The sequence below is a fragment of the Komagataeibacter europaeus genome (assembly GCF_002173515.1).
GTDB lineage: Bacteria > Pseudomonadota > Alphaproteobacteria > Acetobacterales > Acetobacteraceae > Komagataeibacter > Komagataeibacter europaeus.
In genome coordinates, this window is sequence record NZ_CP021467.1 from 623,044 (window position 1) to 639,124 (window position 16,081).

General features: G+C 60.6%; 14 protein-coding genes. 6 read left to right on the forward strand and 8 right to left on the reverse strand.

Features of this window, described 5'->3' with window-relative positions; translation table 11 throughout:
* Positions 1–137: 137 nt before the first annotated feature.
* The 3 genes from S101446_RS02690 (at position 138) to S101446_RS02700 (ending at position 2,321) form a co-directional block, all read left to right on the forward strand.
* Positions 138–1,007 (forward strand): DoxX family protein, encoded by an 870-nt coding sequence (locus tag S101446_RS02690; protein WP_244184415.1) that lies wholly within the window; start codon positions 138–140, stop codon positions 1,005–1,007.
* 291 nt (positions 1,008–1,298) lie between these two features.
* Entirely contained in the window at positions 1,299–1,778 is a 480-nt protein-coding gene (locus S101446_RS02695; protein WP_232272556.1) for a GlcG/HbpS family heme-binding protein, read from the forward strand.
* Positions 1,779–1,835: 57 nt separating this feature from the next.
* Positions 1,836–2,321, forward strand: coding sequence for a GlcG/HbpS family heme-binding protein (locus S101446_RS02700; protein ID WP_087607527.1), 486 nt, complete (start codon positions 1,836–1,838; stop codon positions 2,319–2,321).
* A 234-nt stretch (positions 2,322–2,555) separates the two neighbouring features.
* Here the strand turns inward: S101446_RS02700 and S101446_RS02705 are convergent, their stop codons facing one another.
* From S101446_RS02705 to S101446_RS02725, 5 genes are all read right to left on the reverse strand, one after another.
* A complete protein-coding gene (locus S101446_RS02705) occupies positions 2,556–3,872 on the reverse strand; it encodes a carbohydrate porin (protein WP_235450240.1) in 1,317 nt (438 codons plus the stop codon).
* A 631-nt stretch (positions 3,873–4,503) separates the two neighbouring features.
* Positions 4,504–5,283, reverse strand: a complete 780-nt coding sequence (locus tag S101446_RS02710) for a glucosamine-6-phosphate deaminase (RefSeq protein WP_087607528.1) — start codon at positions 5,281–5,283, stop codon at positions 4,504–4,506.
* Entirely contained in the window at positions 5,274–6,404 is a 1,131-nt protein-coding gene (locus S101446_RS02715) for an anhydro-N-acetylmuramic acid kinase (RefSeq protein ID WP_208620545.1), read from the reverse strand. The genes S101446_RS02710 and S101446_RS02715 overlap by 10 nt, the downstream gene beginning before the upstream one ends.
* 179 nt (positions 6,405–6,583) lie before the next feature.
* The gene (locus tag S101446_RS02720) at positions 6,584–7,516 is read right to left on the reverse strand and encodes an N-acetylmuramic acid 6-phosphate etherase (RefSeq protein ID WP_087607530.1); all 933 of its coding nucleotides are present in this window, start codon (positions 7,514–7,516) and stop codon (positions 6,584–6,586) included.
* 96 nt (positions 7,517–7,612) lie between these two features.
* Positions 7,613–8,797 (reverse strand): serine hydrolase domain-containing protein, encoded by a 1,185-nt coding sequence (locus S101446_RS02725; RefSeq protein ID WP_087607531.1) that lies wholly within the window; start codon positions 8,795–8,797, stop codon positions 7,613–7,615.
* Positions 8,798–9,062: 265 nt separating this feature from the next.
* Between S101446_RS02725 and S101446_RS02735 the strand changes: the two genes are divergently transcribed.
* Positions 9,063–10,526: a sodium:solute symporter gene (locus S101446_RS02735; RefSeq protein ID WP_087607533.1), complete on the forward strand. Its 1,464-nt coding sequence runs from the start codon at positions 9,063–9,065 to the stop codon at positions 10,524–10,526.
* A 31-nt stretch (positions 10,527–10,557) separates the two neighbouring features.
* Here S101446_RS02735 and S101446_RS02740 read toward each other — a convergent pair whose 3' ends face one another.
* A complete protein-coding gene (locus S101446_RS02740) occupies positions 10,558–12,303 on the reverse strand; it encodes an oleate hydratase (RefSeq protein ID WP_087607534.1) in 1,746 nt (581 codons plus the stop codon).
* Between the two features lie 243 nt (positions 12,304–12,546).
* On the opposite strand from S101446_RS02740, the gene S101446_RS02750 reads away from it, so the two are divergent.
* Together S101446_RS02750 and S101446_RS02755 are read left to right on the forward strand one after the other, a co-directional pair.
* Positions 12,547–13,971: a DUF2252 domain-containing protein gene (locus S101446_RS02750; protein ID WP_087607536.1), complete on the forward strand. Its 1,425-nt coding sequence runs from the start codon at positions 12,547–12,549 to the stop codon at positions 13,969–13,971.
* A 58-nt stretch (positions 13,972–14,029) separates the two neighbouring features.
* The gene (locus tag S101446_RS02755) at positions 14,030–14,383 is read left to right on the forward strand and encodes a hypothetical protein (RefSeq protein ID WP_157684798.1); all 354 of its coding nucleotides are present in this window, start codon (positions 14,030–14,032) and stop codon (positions 14,381–14,383) included.
* 44 nt (positions 14,384–14,427) lie between these two features.
* On the opposite strand, the gene S101446_RS02760 is transcribed toward S101446_RS02755, so the two are convergent.
* Positions 14,428–14,613 (reverse strand): hypothetical protein, encoded by a 186-nt coding sequence (locus S101446_RS02760; RefSeq protein WP_087608807.1) that lies wholly within the window; start codon positions 14,611–14,613, stop codon positions 14,428–14,430.
* A 304-nt stretch (positions 14,614–14,917) separates the two neighbouring features.
* Complete coding sequence (locus tag S101446_RS02765) at positions 14,918–15,895, reverse strand: ribonucleotide-diphosphate reductase subunit beta (RefSeq protein ID WP_010510467.1); 978 nt, start codon at positions 15,893–15,895, stop codon at positions 14,918–14,920.
* Between the last annotated feature and the right edge of the window lie 186 nt (positions 15,896–16,081).

The following is a 16,081-nucleotide window of genomic DNA, read 5'->3' on the forward strand; positions in this document are numbered from 1 at the left end:
GATCGTTCAGCATGCATGACGCAGTAACGGAGACATCAATACACATGACAGGCCGGGCGGGCACATGACCCCGCCCATGGCCCGAAAAGAACTCAAGCACGGTTCGACACCCGTCAAAGAAGAAAAACAAGATGTACATGAAGTCGAATACGCTCCCTCCATCCTTCGCGGCAATGCGTCCGCGCCTTGTGCCCTACTGGCTGCTGTGGCTGGCGCTGGCCGGCACGACCGCGGCCATGGTCTATTCGTCCTTTGTCGTGCCGGTCATACCGGACCTGGCCTGCCTGTCCACCATCGGGCTTGACGGTCTTGCGCTGGTTGTCACGGTTGTGGTGATGCCGCGGAATTTTGTCGTCGGTTTCCTGACATCGCTCCTGCCGTTCGTGATCAGCTGGCGGGTGGCGGCCATTCATGGGTCGGTGCCGGGCATGGCGTGCGCCACCGCCACCTTCATCATCTATCTTTTACTGTATGCGGACTGCATGGTCCATGACTGGAAGGCATACGGTACTGGCGGGTGGAATGAACACCTGCAATGGCAGACGGCAATACTGCGTATATATTTCGGTTTCGACATGGTGGGGCATTTTGCCGAAAAACTTTTTGCCGGAATCAGTTCATTCCATCACATGGAACAGGTCTTTGTCGGATTCGGGTTCCCGCCCGACGGGCAGGCGGTCATTATTGGTGGATTGTGCGAACTGTCGGTCGCGATTGGCGTGGGGATGGGTTTCATGACCCGTCTGGCCGGGATGGGCGGGGCGCTGTATTACCTGATCGCCAACCATTACGGCCGGCATTTCGGCGACGGGTTCACGTGGAACAATCCCCCCGTGGGCGGCTGGGAATACCCGATGCTGATGATCGTGGCCTTTGCCAGTTTTTCGGTTGCGGGGGCGGGGAAGTTCTCGATTGACGGCTGGCTGGTCGCCCGTGGCCTGATGCCAGGGTTCCTGCTGCCGTTATGTGTATCCGCCAGCCCCGATCATGTGCGCCGGGATATCTGATTCGGGTGGGGACGCCTTTCAATACTTGTCCTGTCCACTTCTTTTCTGTTCCCGGTCGGCGTGTTTTTATTGGAACAGGTGATGTGGTCTATCACATGCGCGCGAGTTATTAATTGTTATTTGTCTGCGCGCAAAAAACTGTAATAGAGTGTTCCATGCGATATGACATGGCTTCTATCGTATAATCTGAACTGAACGACGTCTTTATTTCCCCGATATGGATCGGTCTGGCCGAACATGAAGCGTCGTCAGGGGTTCAATAATAACATTGAGAATAAGGTAACCCTTGAAATGAAGCATCTGCTTAAAGTCCTTGCGGTGCTGGCGTCGTGCGCGACCCCCGCACTTGCGCAGCCGTCATCTTCCTCTACTGCGCCGCAGCTCAACATCACGACCGATGCGGCAATGGACATGGCGCATTATGCGGTTGGCCTGGCGGAAAACCGGCACCTCAAGCTTTGCATAGCGGTCGAGGACACGGATGGAAACCTGGTGGCCTTCATCCGCATGCAGGGCGCCTATGCCGGATGTGTGGAGGCTTCGATCGCAAAGGCGAAATCGGCGGCACGGTTCGCCCGCAACACGATCGAGTTCTTTGACGCCGTACGCACGCAGAACCTGCCCATCGGCTTTGTCCCCGGTATCCTGCCATCCGCCGGAGGCGCGGTTTTCAAGCAGGGTGATGTGGTCGTCGGCAGTATCGGCACCAGCGGCGACACCAACGAAAATGAACAGGCGCTTGTTGTCGATACGGCCAAGCATTTTCACTGAAATGGCCTCTCCCAGGTAAAAAAACAGTATCCAGACAATCTTGCATCAGGATCTCCCATGAAAATCAGACATATCGGGCCGCTGGCCGTTCTGGCGTGCTTTCCTGCCTTTGGCGCGGCACGCGCCGATGATGCCAAGTTGCTGACCCGCCCGCAGCTAAGCAACGCCGGTGCGAAAAGCCTGCTGAATGCAGCCGAGGAGGAGGCGCGGCAGAAGGGCATGCAGGTCAGCATCGCGGTGGTGGATGCATCGGGCAGGCTGCTTGCCTTCACCCGCATGGATGATTCACAGACCGGCACGGATGAGACAGCCATAAAGAAAGCCCGCACGGCCGCGCTGTATCATTCACCAGGCAAGGTACTGGCCCAGCGCATCAGCCAGAACCAGGCATTTCTGGCGACATTGCCCGGCATTACGGCCGTGCCCGGATCGTGTCCGGTCATGAGTGGCAAATACCTCATCGGGGCGGTTGGGGTCAGTGGGGCGACGGACGATCTGGACAATGCGGTCGCCACCGATACGGCAAACGGCTTCCATTCGTAGGAAATAGTCCGGGCCGGATGGCCCGGTAATTTCAGACAGCAAAAATACAGGCGATCCTCCATGACAGGAAGATGGCCTGTATTTTCTTGAAGACTGTCTGAAAAGCCGGTTTTTGTGAAAGTGCGCGGATCATGAAGGATTTTTCAAAAAGCGCCGAAGAATGCCGCCTCTTTGGGAAAAGGCGGCGCCCAAATACTTCTGTTCCTTTATGAATGATTTGTACTGAAACGCGATTTAGAAGGTAAAGCCTGTTTTCATACCGACAACCGTGACCGTGCTGCGCTGCGTATAACCGCCCGGATTAACCCAGAACTGGACGTTCGGTTCGATATAGACCCATGGGGTGAACTGGATTGTATAGTCTGTTTCAATGGCAAATTCCGAATTCCGTCGCGGCCCCTTTTTACCTGCCTGATACCATTCCAATGTCGCAAGGCGTGAATTGACGTGATTGGTGCCAACCGCAAGTGTTATGGCGTCATGCCTGCGCCATGGCAGCCCGAGATAGCGCAGGCTGCCTGTTACCTGCGATGAAACAGGGCTTGTTTCCTTGTCAACCATGGTCAGCGTGACATAGGCGGTCAGGCCCTGCACGACCACTGCGTCCTGTCCGGGTTTTTCGGTAAAGGTGCCCGTCAACTGCTGCTGGAACCATAGGTAACCACCATGGGAACTGCCCCGTTCCAGCATTGGCAGTCCGCCGGTAACCGCAGGCTGCCCGTTGGTCGCCAGTAAAATATCCGGTGCGCTGGCGGTATTGATCCACCCGCCAATGCGGTACACCCCCGGATAACGGTGCGGTCCCATATGCAGGCGCAGCCCGGTTTCGAATGGCAGCAGGGCGCCGGTTGCCCCATGGACGTAACCAAGGAAAAACTTGTTATCCAGGTTGCGCATGTTCTGTTCATAAGCACCTGCCTGCAGGTACCACAGGGGACTGTTGTATTTGAGGTATCCACCCCAGGTACTGACAGGCCAGTTCAGCCAGCGATTGCCATCCATGTTGCCCGTTGTCGCGCCGCAGAAGTAATTGACCATTGTCAGGCAGGGCACATTGTCAAAATCGGCACCGGTTGGCAGGCGGCCGATCTTGAAACTGAAGTGGTCGCCCAGTTTCTGGTTATACCACAATCCGGTCAGCCGGGTGGTCTGCCCACGGCCCCATACTTCCTGTGGCTGTTGCAGGGTATACAGGCCCGCCCTTGTGATCAGGTTGCTGCCCCAGCGGCTGGTAAAGGTGAAATTGAAGGTCGCCCCTTTCCATTTCACCAGTTTTTCCGCGTCGATATCCATAATCGCCGCGATCTGGTTGGTTTCGGCCGCGGTGCGTCGGTCGCCACCGGTCGCATTTCCGGCAGTTTCGTTGGTCCATGCCGCCGCCAGATCTATTCCCCTGTCACGCAGATAGGTTCTGTACCCACCCCAGTCTCCTGTCATGGTTGAAGCCGGATGCTGGGCACTGTTACGCAGGGCGTAACTGGCATCATCGCCCTGGCTGCCGTTTGCAACGCCATTGGCGGGTGCATCCTGCGCGCTGATCACTAGATACATGGAAAAACCGAAATATAATATCGCGAATTTTCCACGTCCATGCGTAAAATATTTCATTGTACGGCCACTGGCATATTATTGGTTTTATTTGTGTGGCGTTTAAACGGTTTTATACGGACGTAGTTTTTTATTTTATATATTAATTTATCGTGCGCCGTGCTGTATGAATTTTCACTTGTGTTTTTTTGGAAACATTATTTGCGCAATGGCGTTCCTGCCATCAGGCCGTGCGATTTGCAGGAAAAGTTTTCCTGCCCCGGACCCGTCCATGTAACAGGTCACAGACCACGGAAAAGTTTTTGGCGAGGCTTTTTCAAAAAGATCCAGAATCTGGTATCGTCGCAAAAAAACATGGCGTATAAAACTTTTATTGTTTTTGCTAAAAATTATTTTGTAATTTATTTATAATTTATAAACTTGTTATTATAAAGTAACGATTATGAGGTAGGTTCCTGCCATGCACAGGCATGCAACCCATGCCGCCCCAGCCATTGGAATATGCAGGTCCGGACAACATGAACTGAAGACGCTCTGTAATGAAGGTTTTTGTAAAAAGCTTCACCAGAACCGTCTTCATGATGCACACGATGTAGCAGGCAGCCGCCACGACCGTTTCCGGCACCCGTGGGGTTCAGTGGCGGGGCGGGATGAATTCCGCCATCCATCGGCATTCATCCGACAGGTCCATGGCTGCGTCTTCATCCAGTACGAATGTGCAATCGGGATGGAAATGCAGTGCTGAGGCACTGGTCATGGGCGAAATCGGCCCTTCAGTCACGCGGGCAATGATCGCAGCCTTGCCGGGACCTGTCGCCAGCAGGACAGCGCGCCGGGTCTCCAGAATTGTGCCGACGCCAACAGTCAGCGCATGCTGCGGCACATCATCCGGGCAGTCGCCAAACATTTCCGCATTCTGGGCACGCGTGGCCGGGGCAAGCCTGACACGGCGCGTGCGGGATGCGAAGGAGGAAAGGGGTTCGTTAAAACCGATATGGCCGGTATGACCGATCCCCAGCAGTTGCAGGTCAATGCCACCCGCGGCACGGATTGCGGTTTCGTACCGTGCGCATGCCGCCGTGACATCGTCGGTATCACCGGGGGGCAGGTGCGTCTGCGTGGGCAGGATATCCAGATGGCGGAACAGGTGGTGCTGCATATAGGCACGGTATGACTGCGCGGTCCGGGCAACCGGCCCGCAATATTCATCCAGATTGAACGTCGTGCAGTCTGCGAGGTTGACCGGCCTGTCGTGCATGCGGCGGACAAGGTGGCCATAGACCCGTTCCATCGTGCGCCCGGTTGCAAGGCCCAGCACGGCTGCCGGGTTTTGCGCGCAGCACGTATACAGCATGTCCGCCACATGGGCGCAGGCAGTATCCTGATCCGGTGCGATGACAAGTTTCATGAACATCTCCCGCTGGTTGCATGGATCCACGGTGGCACAGGCATAAGCCCCGCACAGGTCAGGCGGCCACCGGACAGGCCATCCGGCCCGCCCGTGATCGTGGGTGCGGATAATGGCAGGCCGCGTGCGCTGCGTGCGGCCAGGAAACCGAAACATTGCGCCTCCAGCGCATCCCCGTTCCAGCCAAGGCGGTCCACGGCCTCGACCGGTGCGCCCAATGCCGCCTGCAATCCCTGCATCAGCACAGGATTATGCCGCCCTCCGCCACAGACATACCAGCGCGCGGGCCTTGCGGGCAGGGGCGTGCGCCGGACGGCTTCGATGGTAAAGGCGGCCAGTGTCGCCGCGCCATCGGCCGGGGTGCAGGCGGCCACCCGGTCAAGGGCCGTGGCAAAACTCTGGCGGTCCAGCGATTTGGGGGCAGGGCGGGCAAAATAGGGATCGGTCAGCAACTGTTCCACAATGGCCCGGTCGGCCGTGCCCGCGCGCGCCAGTCCGCCATCAACATCGCAGGCCGTGCCGGTATGGCGCATGGCCCAGTCATCCAGCAGGGCATTGCCCGGCCCGGTGTCACAGGCATGGATCGTATTGTCCGCATCAATGAACGTGACATTCGCAACGCCGCCGATATTCAGCACGGCGACCGGTCCCGGCACGTCATGCAGCAGGGCCGCGTGAAACCACGGCACCAGTGGCGCGCCTTCGCCGCCTGCCGCCACATCGGCGCTGCGGAAATCATGGATGACAGCCACCCCGGTCGCGCGGGACAGCAGTCCGGCATCGCCTATCTGCCATGTCTGGTGGCGTTGTGGCGCATGCAGGATGGTCTGGCCATGGAACCCGATCAGGTCGATATCCGGCACCAGGGCCTGCAACTGCCGCACCGCGTCGATGTGATGGCGGGTTATCGCGTGTTCGACCGCTTTCAGTTCGGGATCATCAGGGGACAGGGTGGGCGCATGGTCCAGAATCCCCCGCGCGCGCTGGCGCAGGGCCGCCGTGTAGGGCAGGCTGATATCCGGGCCAAACCGCGCGATCCGTTCACCATCGGTATGGATGATGGCCGCGTCCACGCCGTCAAGTGACGTGCCGCTCATAAGGCCGATGACCGTAAGCATGGGCTTCATGCCCGTTCCTCCCGCGTGCAGCATTTCACCATGCCATCATAACGAACAGGGCGATGGGACAAAAACGTGATGTCCGGCACCCGTCCATCATGCCGCGTGTATCCGGGCGGTCCGGGACTGCCTTTCAGAACGCCTCAAAGAATGCCGTCTGCTTGAAACGTTGATTCCCGGACACTGTTTTACGGCGTGGCAGGGGTGCTGTCGTCCTGTCCAAGAACCGAACGCAGGTTGCCGCCATGCGCTGCAAGCAGTGCCTCGATCTGATCGGCGGGAATGCCCGAACAGATCATGACGGCCCGTTTGACATTGAACCCCGTTGCCGCCAGCGCCTGTTGCGCCTTCTGTTCGGTGCTGCCGGTCAGGTTGCGGACCATGCGGCACGCCCTGTCCCGCAGCTTGGCATTGACGACCCGCATGTCCACCATCTGCCCGCGATAGGCATGGCCCATACGGATCATGAGCGTTGTGGAAATCAGGTTCAGGGTGGCTTTCTGCGCCGTGCCGGCCTTCAGTCGCGTGGAACCGGAAATGACCTCCGGCCCCGTCACCACCGCAATGCCCTGTTCCGCCACGTCCAGCAGCCTGCCGCCGCGATTGCATGCAATGCCGATGGTCAGGCTGCCCGCCGCACGCGCAGCCGCAAGGGCTGCGCAGGTATAGGGCGTGGACCCACTGGCCGCGATGCCCAGTACCACGTCATCGGGACCGGGATTGTGGGCCAGTATGTCCGCGCGGGCCACGTCCTCGCGGTCCTCGGCCCCTTCCGCCGCCTGGTACACGGCGTCATGCCCGCCTGCCAGCAACAGCACGAGCCGCCCCGGTTCCCAGCCGAAGGTGGGCAGCAGTTCCACCCCATCCTGCATGCCGATCCGCCCGGACGTGCCCGCGCCGACATAGAACAGCCGCCCCCCCGCCAGAAGCCGGGGTAGGGCGCTGCCGACCGCGCGTTCCAGTTCCGGTGTCGCGGCGCGGACGGCGGCGATGGCGCTCATCTGTGATTCCACCAGTGCATCCAGCACGGAGGCAACGGGCCAGATATCCACATCCGCATAGCGGGGATCCTGTCCTTCTGTCGCGATGAGGGGGGTGGGAACGGTGCTGTTCGGGGACATGTAACCTGACTTGTCTGCAAATGAGTGAAAAATGCTTCACCAGAAATTTTCATATGATTGAAAGATATGACCTGATCCGACTTTTCAGGCAGTCCTTCAACCCCGTGACGGGATCAGCGCAAGGGCTGCCGCCGTTGCCACGTCATGACGCAGGCGCACGACGTTGCCATGGCCATCAGGATGCAGGCGGCTGGTCAGGATCAGGACATAACTGTCGCTGCCGGGGTCCAGCCACAGCGACGTGCCGGTAAAGCCGGTATGGCCGAAGGAACCAACGGGAAACCTGTCCCCCCGGACGGAGGAATAATGCGTGGCGATATCCCACCCCAGTCCGCGCAGGTCGGTCCTGCCCTGTGGCTGTTGTGCCGTGGTCATCAGCATGAGTGTATCGGGTCGCAGCGGATAGGCCGATGGCCTGCCCGCGCGCCGGTCCAGCAGGGCCTGCGCGTACAGACACATGTCATCGGCGGTGGAAAACAGGCCCGCATGTCCTGCAACCCCGCCCATGCGCCGGGCCGAGGGATCGTTGACCCGTCCACGCAGCATCTGGCCCCGTTCATCGGCCTGGGTGGGGGCGATGCGGGCGGACCATGTACCGGGCGGCAGGAACCGTGATTGGCGCATGCCCAGTGGTGCAAGGATAAAGCGCGTGGCATAGGCATCCAGCGTCATGCCGGTCAGTTTTTCGATCAGGAAGCCCAGCGTGATGAAGTTGATGTCGCTGTAGACGAAACCGCTGCCCGGTGGCTGCGCGGGCGCGGTTTCCATGGTCAGGCGGAACGCGGCGTCACGTCCCTGCCACGGGTGGGTCAGGTCCAGGTCGGGCGGCAGGCCGGAATAATGGATCAGCAACTGCCGGATGGTGATGGTGGCTTTCCCCGCGGCGGCAAATTGCGGCAGGTAGCGCGAAACCGGGTCATCCAGCCCGAAGCGGCCCTGTTCCCATAACTGCATGACGCCGGGCGCGGTAATGACCGGCTTGGTCAGGGATGCCATGTCGAACACCGTGTCCCATGTCATGGCTTCGGGCACGGGCGTTACGGCACGCCTGCCATACACGGCCCGGTGCATGACCTGCTGGTCGTGGCCTATGGCACAGACAACGCCGGGCGCTTCCCCCCGTGTCACGGCCTGTTGCAGCCTGCGGTCCACATCGCGCATGTCCGGTGCAGGTGGCTGGCCCGCATATGCGCGCGGGGCGGTGGCGGCAAGGGTCGCGGCACCGGTCAGCATCAGGACATGACGGCGCTTCAGCCGGGGGGCGGCTGGAAAAACATGCATGTTGCAAAAGGCCCGTTAAAAGACGGCATGCCGGATGCCTGATGCGCGGACGATACCATTATCCCGCCCGCAATGACAATGATCCGCCCCGGCGCGCCGAGCAGGGACGTGGGAAAAGCCATGGCATGACGGCGTTGGAACATCCCTGACTGGTTTCTGCGCATGATGGGAATGCGCAGGCCGTCCCGGTTTCCGGGTCGTCCGGGGCTTTCATATGGCTTCGGTCTGGTCATATGGTCTTTGTCTGTTACGTGATGGAACCCGTATGCCCGCAATCGATCTCTCGGTTATCTGCATCTATTGTCTGACCCTGCCATTCATTGCGTTCGCCCTGTCGGGGCGGCAGGATTCCGTTTCCAGCTATGTCGGGGGCAGGCATGACCTGCCGTGGTGGGCCATCTGCCTGTCCCTGGTCGCGACGGAAACCTCCACCCTGACCATCATCAGCATACCCGGCATCGCCTATGGCGGGGGCATGGTGTTCGTGGGGCTGGGGGTGGGGTATGTCATCGGGCGGTCGCTGGTGGCGTGGCTGTTCCTGCCCCGTTATTTTTCCGGGCATGCCGGTAGCGTGTACCAGTATCTGGGCCGGCGTTTCGGGCAGGCGATGGAACGTACCGTCTCCGTCACGTTCCTGGTCACGCGCGTGCTGGCCGAGGGGATCAGGCTGTTTGCGGGCATGCTGCCGGTTGCCGCCATCCTGTCCGTCATGGAATTCCCGCTGCCGCAATGGCTGGTCATGGTGGTGATCGTCGGGCTGACGCTGGGGTACACGATGCTGGGCGGCCTGCGGGCCGTGGTCTGGTCCGATGCGATACAGCTGGTTGTGTATGTTATGGGGGCGGCTGCCTGTGTCGCGTTGCTGTACCACCGTGCAACGGACATGCAGATCCATATGCTGCGCCATTCCAACCGGTTTCACCTGTTCCACAGATCCCGCCTGTATTTCCTTGATCCCTATACGCCCTGCGCCGCCATGATCGGCGGGGCGATCATGGCCATGGCGTCACACGGGACGGACCAGCTTCTGGTGCAGCGTGTCCTTGCGGCGCGAAGCCTGGCGGATGCCAGAAAGGCGCTGGTGGGCAGCGGTGTCATGGTGGGCTGCCTGTTCGCGCTGTTGTCGCTGGTGGGCATGCTGCTATGGGCGCGTAATGATGAAAGGTCGCTGGCCGCCATGGGGCTGACGACATCGGACGCGCTGTTCCCGGATTTTATCGTGCATGGCCTGCCGCAGGGGCTGGCGGGACTGCTGGTTGCGGGCCTGCTGAGTGCCACGATGGGATCGCTTTCCGCCACCCTCAACGCCATGACCAGTGCGACCCTGCTGGATTTTGCCGCCCCCTGCCGGACCATGGCGCGGTGGGCGCGCCTGTCGCCACTGGGCTTTGCGCGGCTGGTGACCGTGCTGTGGGCGGTCGTGCTGGTGCTGGTGGCGCTGGGGTTCGCACGCAGCAATGGCCCGGCGGTGGTGTTCGGCCTGTCGGTGGCGTCATGCGCCTATGGGCCCATGCTGGGGGTATTCGTGTTCGCCCTGTTCAGCAGGCGGGCGGACAGGCGTGATGTGCTGCCTGCGTTCATCGTCACGCTGGCGGTGATGTGCGGTGCCATGCTGTTCTGGCGGCCCCATGGCCATGCCATCGCCTTTACGTGGCTGGTGCCGCTGGGTGTCGCCATCATGCTCGCCTGCGGGGGGCTTGCGCGTGGCATCCGGCAGGGACGGGCGTAACCCGGAGCCCGTCCTGCCGCGCCCGGCGGGATCAGATCAGCCCGTAGCGTTCCAGCAGGGTGTCCACTTCCGTCCCGCCCGCCAGGTGATGGATCAGGGTCGAGGCCGGTATTTTTTTCCCGTCGCGCATTTCCGCCGCCGCCTGCACCAGCATGCGCACGTCATAGACGCTGCCAAACACTTCGGGCACGGCGCGGTCGATATCCAGCAGCGTATAGACTGCCTCCATCGCGGTGCGGACGGAATATTCGGTCGTGAACACCGTATCGCGCGGGGTTTCGGCAAACTGGCCGAGGAAGGCGAGGTTGACGCTGCCATCGGGCACCACCTTCGGCCTGTCGCCCACGGCGCGTGGCATGAACTGCGCGGTGATGAAGGGCATCATGCACGGGTGGGTGATGGCGCCCGTGGCGGCCATGTCGTCAATCTCCGCCTCCGGCACGCCCATGTGGAACAGCCATTCGCGGGTGATTTCCTCACCCGTGCAGTCCTGCATGGGTTTTTTCACGTAATTGCCCGGCACGTCGCTGAACAGGCCATACAGCCATGCCACCATCTGCCCCTTCGGCTGGCCCTTGAAGTGTGGCTGGCGGCTGACGACCCAGCTCATCAGCCACGCGGAGTCCGCGATCGTGACCGGTCCCCCCGTCACGGTGCGCCCCGAAAAGGGATCGCGCCCCGTCACCCTGTGCACAAGGGCCGGGATGCGGGCATCCAGCGTGGTGACGGTGGCGGATTCCCAGCGCGATTTCGTGGTGTCGCCACAGAACACGTCCGGCTGGCCAAAGGCGGGATCCTGTGCCGCGATATTGCGCCATAGCTGCCAGACATTCCCCTGCGCGATCGTGGCGTCAATCGGCGCGGGCGTATGGTGGTCGCCCCAGCGGGAGTTTTCCACCATGGAGCCATTGGTGACGAACACCAGGTCCCGCCCGCCGACCGCGATGCCGCCCGCCGCGCCGTTTTCCAGCCAGTCGATATGGGTCGCGACCTTCTTCACGCCTGATGTATCGACGCGCACATTGGTCACCTGCACGCCGTGACGGAACGCCACGCCCTGATCGGCCAGCCATGTGGCCAGCGGCAGGCTGAGGGATTCCTGCTGGTTGAAGCGGGTGAATTTCAGCGTATGCAGGTCCTTCAGGCCAAGGATCTGGTGTACGAAACGGGCAAGGTAGCGCTTCATCTCGATCGCGCTGTGCCATGTCTCGAACGCGAACATGGACCGCCAGAACAGCCAGAAATTCGATTTCATGAAATCGGCGGACAGGACATCGCCGATCGTCTTTCCATCCAGCTTTTCCTCATCCGTCAGGACAAGGGAAATGATCTCGCGCCGTGCCTTCCCGGTCAGCTTCAGGCTGTCGCGGTCGGGCAGGGGCTGCCCGCGCCCGCACATGGCCCGGACCGGGCTGGAGGACGGATCGACGCGGTTAAGGCGATAGAACTCATCCAGTACCGATGCATCGGGCACCTCCAGTGAGGGGATGGAGCGGTACAGATCCCACAGGCACTGGAACTGTTCCTCCATTTCCCGGCCGCCACGGATCAGCCAGCCGGTTTCGGCGTTGCCCGCGCCATCCAGCGCCCCGCCATTGGCGTCCGATGCCTCCAGGATGGTAATTCTTGATGGCGTCATCCCCGCATCGCGGATCAGGAAGGCGGCCGCGGCCATGCCGCCAAGGCCGCCACCCACGATCCATGCCGACCGGGTGTCGACGCCGGCCGGTTTTTCGGGGCGGACGAAGGCTTCGAAGTTACTGTGGGCGTAGCGCATGGAATTTCTGCCTCTTCTGGGGCCGACCGTGGCCCGGGCGGTTGGTCGGATTCAAAACCCTGCCGTATATAGCAGGTCTTTATGAAAATGCCGTCGTTGATGTGCATCAATCACACAGTGGGTGGCAGGGATGCGGAAACGGCCCGCGTCCGGGCCGCCATGGCCACCGTCGCGATGCGGGGTGCGGGGCACGGCATTGACCACGGTACTGACACAGTATGTTAAAAAAGGTATTGTCATGGCATGGATCATGAACATGCCGCCATCCGTACCATGCAATGGGACCATCGCAGCCTTGACCGCGCGCAGCGTCATGCCCGCGGCGTGGCCCTGCGCCGCAGGACGATGCGTGCCCACCATGCGCAATGGCATGCGCCAAAGCGGCGGCCCGACCCGGTCGACCTGCTGGTCCGGCAGGGGGAAGGCCGGATACGCGACCTGCTGCCGGTGCGCTATGGGCGGATGATGGCCTCGCCTTTCGCGTTCCTGCGCGGGGCGGCGGTGGTCATGGCGTCCGATCTTGCGCATACGCCCGCAGCGGGGCCACGCGTGCAGGCATGCGGGGACTGCCACCTGGCCAATTTCGGCAGCTATGCCTCACCCGAAGGCACCCCGGTTTTCGATATCAACGATTTTGACGAAACGCTGCCCGCCCCGTTTGAATGGGACATCAAGCGTCTTGGCACGTCACTGGTGCTGACCGGGCGCGAGGGCGGGCTGTCGGAAAAGAAGGCGCGTAACCTGGCGGTATCCATGGCGCGGACCTATGCCGTGGAAATGAAGCGGCTGGCCGTGCTGTCCCCGCTGGAGATATGGGGCAATCCCATTGACCTGTCCGCCGCCATTGCCGCGTTTTCGGACCGGCATGCGCGGGCGCGGGCCGAAATCCTGCTACGTGAGCGCATGGACAGCGCGCGCTGCCATTATGGCCTGATAGATGCGGATGGCGGCCTGCCATCGCTGCGCGAACACCCGCCGCTGGTCATGCGGCTGCCCGCGCATGAGGACACGATCCGCCATGCCTTTGCCCGCTACGTCGCGACACAGCCGGCCGAACTGGCGATCCTGCTGGACCGCTACGTCCTGCGTGACGTGGTTTTCAAGGTGGTTGGCATTGGCAGTGTCGGCACCTTCTGCGCCATCGGCCTGTTCGCCACGCCGGATGGGGAGACGCTGCTGCTGCAGATCAAGGAAGCCCAACAGTCGGTGCTGGCCCCCTTTGCCGGGGCATCGCTGTTCCATAACCAGGGGCAGCGCGTGGTGGTCGGCCAACGCATCATGCAGGCGGAAACGGACATATTCCTGGGGTGCACGCATACCCGGTCCCGGCCAGATGCGGACCCTGTTACACCGGACCTGTCGGGGGCCGGGCGGCAGTTTTATGTCCGCCGCCTGAAAGATGCCCGGCTGGCAGCCATCGGTGCGGATGTCACGCCCGAAGGACTGGCCGATTACGCACGATTATATGGCACGACGCTGGCCCGCGCGCATGCGCGTTCGGGGGATGGCGCCTTCATCAGTGGCTATCTGGGCAAGGGCCATGTGTTTTCTGATGCCATAGGCTGTTTTTCCACCCATTATGCGGACCAGACGAAGGCAGACTGGGTACGGTTCACGCAGGCCATCAAGGCCGGAAAAATACCGGCTTCCCATGATGGTAATTCTTGATAACCGTTCCTGAACGATAAACCGGGAACGTCAGAACAGCTATGACAGGGATAACGGTATGAAGGCAATCCATCTTCTTTGCAGGCTGGAGGGTGGTCGCCCCCGAAATATCAATAAGGACAAAGCCACCGGGATGGTACATTCAGGTAACTGGGACTTTATGCCTGAAGAAGCCGAAGAACTGGTGGGAGGCTGGATTTATCTGCATGAAAAAAAGGCGGAACCGTCCTATTATGGGGGACAGGTTACAGGTTGGTACAAGGCGCAGGATAATACGGTTGCCCGTACCAATCGGATCAAATTTATTTTCAGACCCGTACTCGAAGGCAAAAACGTCAAATGGCGCGGCCAGTCTCACGTGATGGCATGGACGGGCGGCGTTGTAAGGGCTGATTGTCCGCATGAGAAATAGGGGTATTTAGCCGATAATCTGTCGCGGGCCAGATGGCGCGCACCTCACCACCCCATATCGCCCGGACCACCCCATCCACCACCCAGACTGCCCCAGCCGCCCTGCGGGCCACCATTGCCGTTGTCATAGGCGGCGCGCGCGTTACGCTCCATGCGTGGATCCCGGTCAGCGCAGGCGGTCAGGGACGTGACAAGGGCGAGGGCGGCCAGCAAGATCATGGTGGGTTTCATGGGGTTTCCGTTGTCAGCATGCACCGTCATGCGTTGTATGTATGAATACACACCACATGCAATGACGCATCGGTGGATGCCAGCCATGAAACCCTGCAGACGGCAACCCTGAAAAGGGGCGTTGCGGCAGGCTGAATGGCACGGTGTGCCGATGCGGTGGCATGGCCCGCCCATGGGGCCATGATCCGCATATCAGGCGGTTTCCCCTGCCATGGCAGGGAAAGACGGAACTCTGCGAGGGCATGCGCCAGTCATGTCGTCCGCGCCCCGCAGGTCCGTGGCCCTGGCCTGTATCCGGAATGCGTCAGGCGAATGCTTCGTCCCATGTCCCGAGTGTTGCGCCGCGGCTGTATTCCGTGGCCCGATTTTCGAAGAAGTTGGCGTGTTCCACCGCATTCATCATCTCGTCAATCCACGGCAGGGGATTGCTGGGCACGTCATAGATCGGTTCCAGTTCCAGCCCGATCAGGCGCCGGTTGGCGATGAAGCGGATATACTGCTTGACCTCGGCCGCCGTCAGGCCATTCACCGGGCCCATGCGAAAGGCGAGGTCGATGAAGCGGTCCTCGTTGGTCACGATCTCACGGCAGGCCAGGTGGATGGCATCGGCCACAGCGGGCTTGTCGATCTGGTGGCCGAATTCCTGCATGTAGGTCTTGAACAGGCGCGTGATGGATTCGACGTGCAGGCTTTCATCGCGCACGCTCCACGTCACGACCTGCCCCATGCCCTTCATCAGGTTGTGGCGGGGGAAGTTGAGCAGCATGGCGAACGACGCGAAAAGCTGCAGCCCCTCGGTAAAGCCCGCGAACACGGCCATGGACAGGGCGGTGTTGTAGTGGTCGTCCATGTTGAACCGCTGCAGGAATTCATGCTTCGCGGCCATTTCCTCATATTCAAGGAAGGCGGCATATTCGGTTTCCGGCATGCCGATGGTGTCCAGCAGGTGGCTGTAGGCGGCCTGGTGGATGGATTCCATGTTCGTGAACGCCGACAGCATCATGCGCACTTCGGTTGGCTTGAAGCGTGGCATGTACAGGTCGATGTACGCGTTTTCGACTTCCGTGTCCTGCTGGGTAAACAGGCGGAAAATCTGGGTGACCAGATATTTTTCCGTCTCGGACAGGTTGTTGTTCCAGTCCTTCACGTCATCCCCAAGGGGGATTTCCTCGGGCAGCCAGTGCAGGGACTGCTGGGTTTTCCATGCCTCGAACGCCCACGGGTAGCGAAAGGGCTTGTAGACCGGGCTGGGGGAAAGGAGGTTGGGTGTGTCTGTACTCATGATTTCCCTCCTATAACCCAAAAATCGCCACCGCTGTATCCTGTTTTGAGGTTGCCGGACGATGTCACCGGAACCGGGGGCAGGGAAGGGCGGAATACGCCTGAAACTGCTTGATCATACAACCGGATTTTCTGACTGATGGCGATCTGTGGCCTGATTTTCACCCATGTAATTATCGCATGTAAT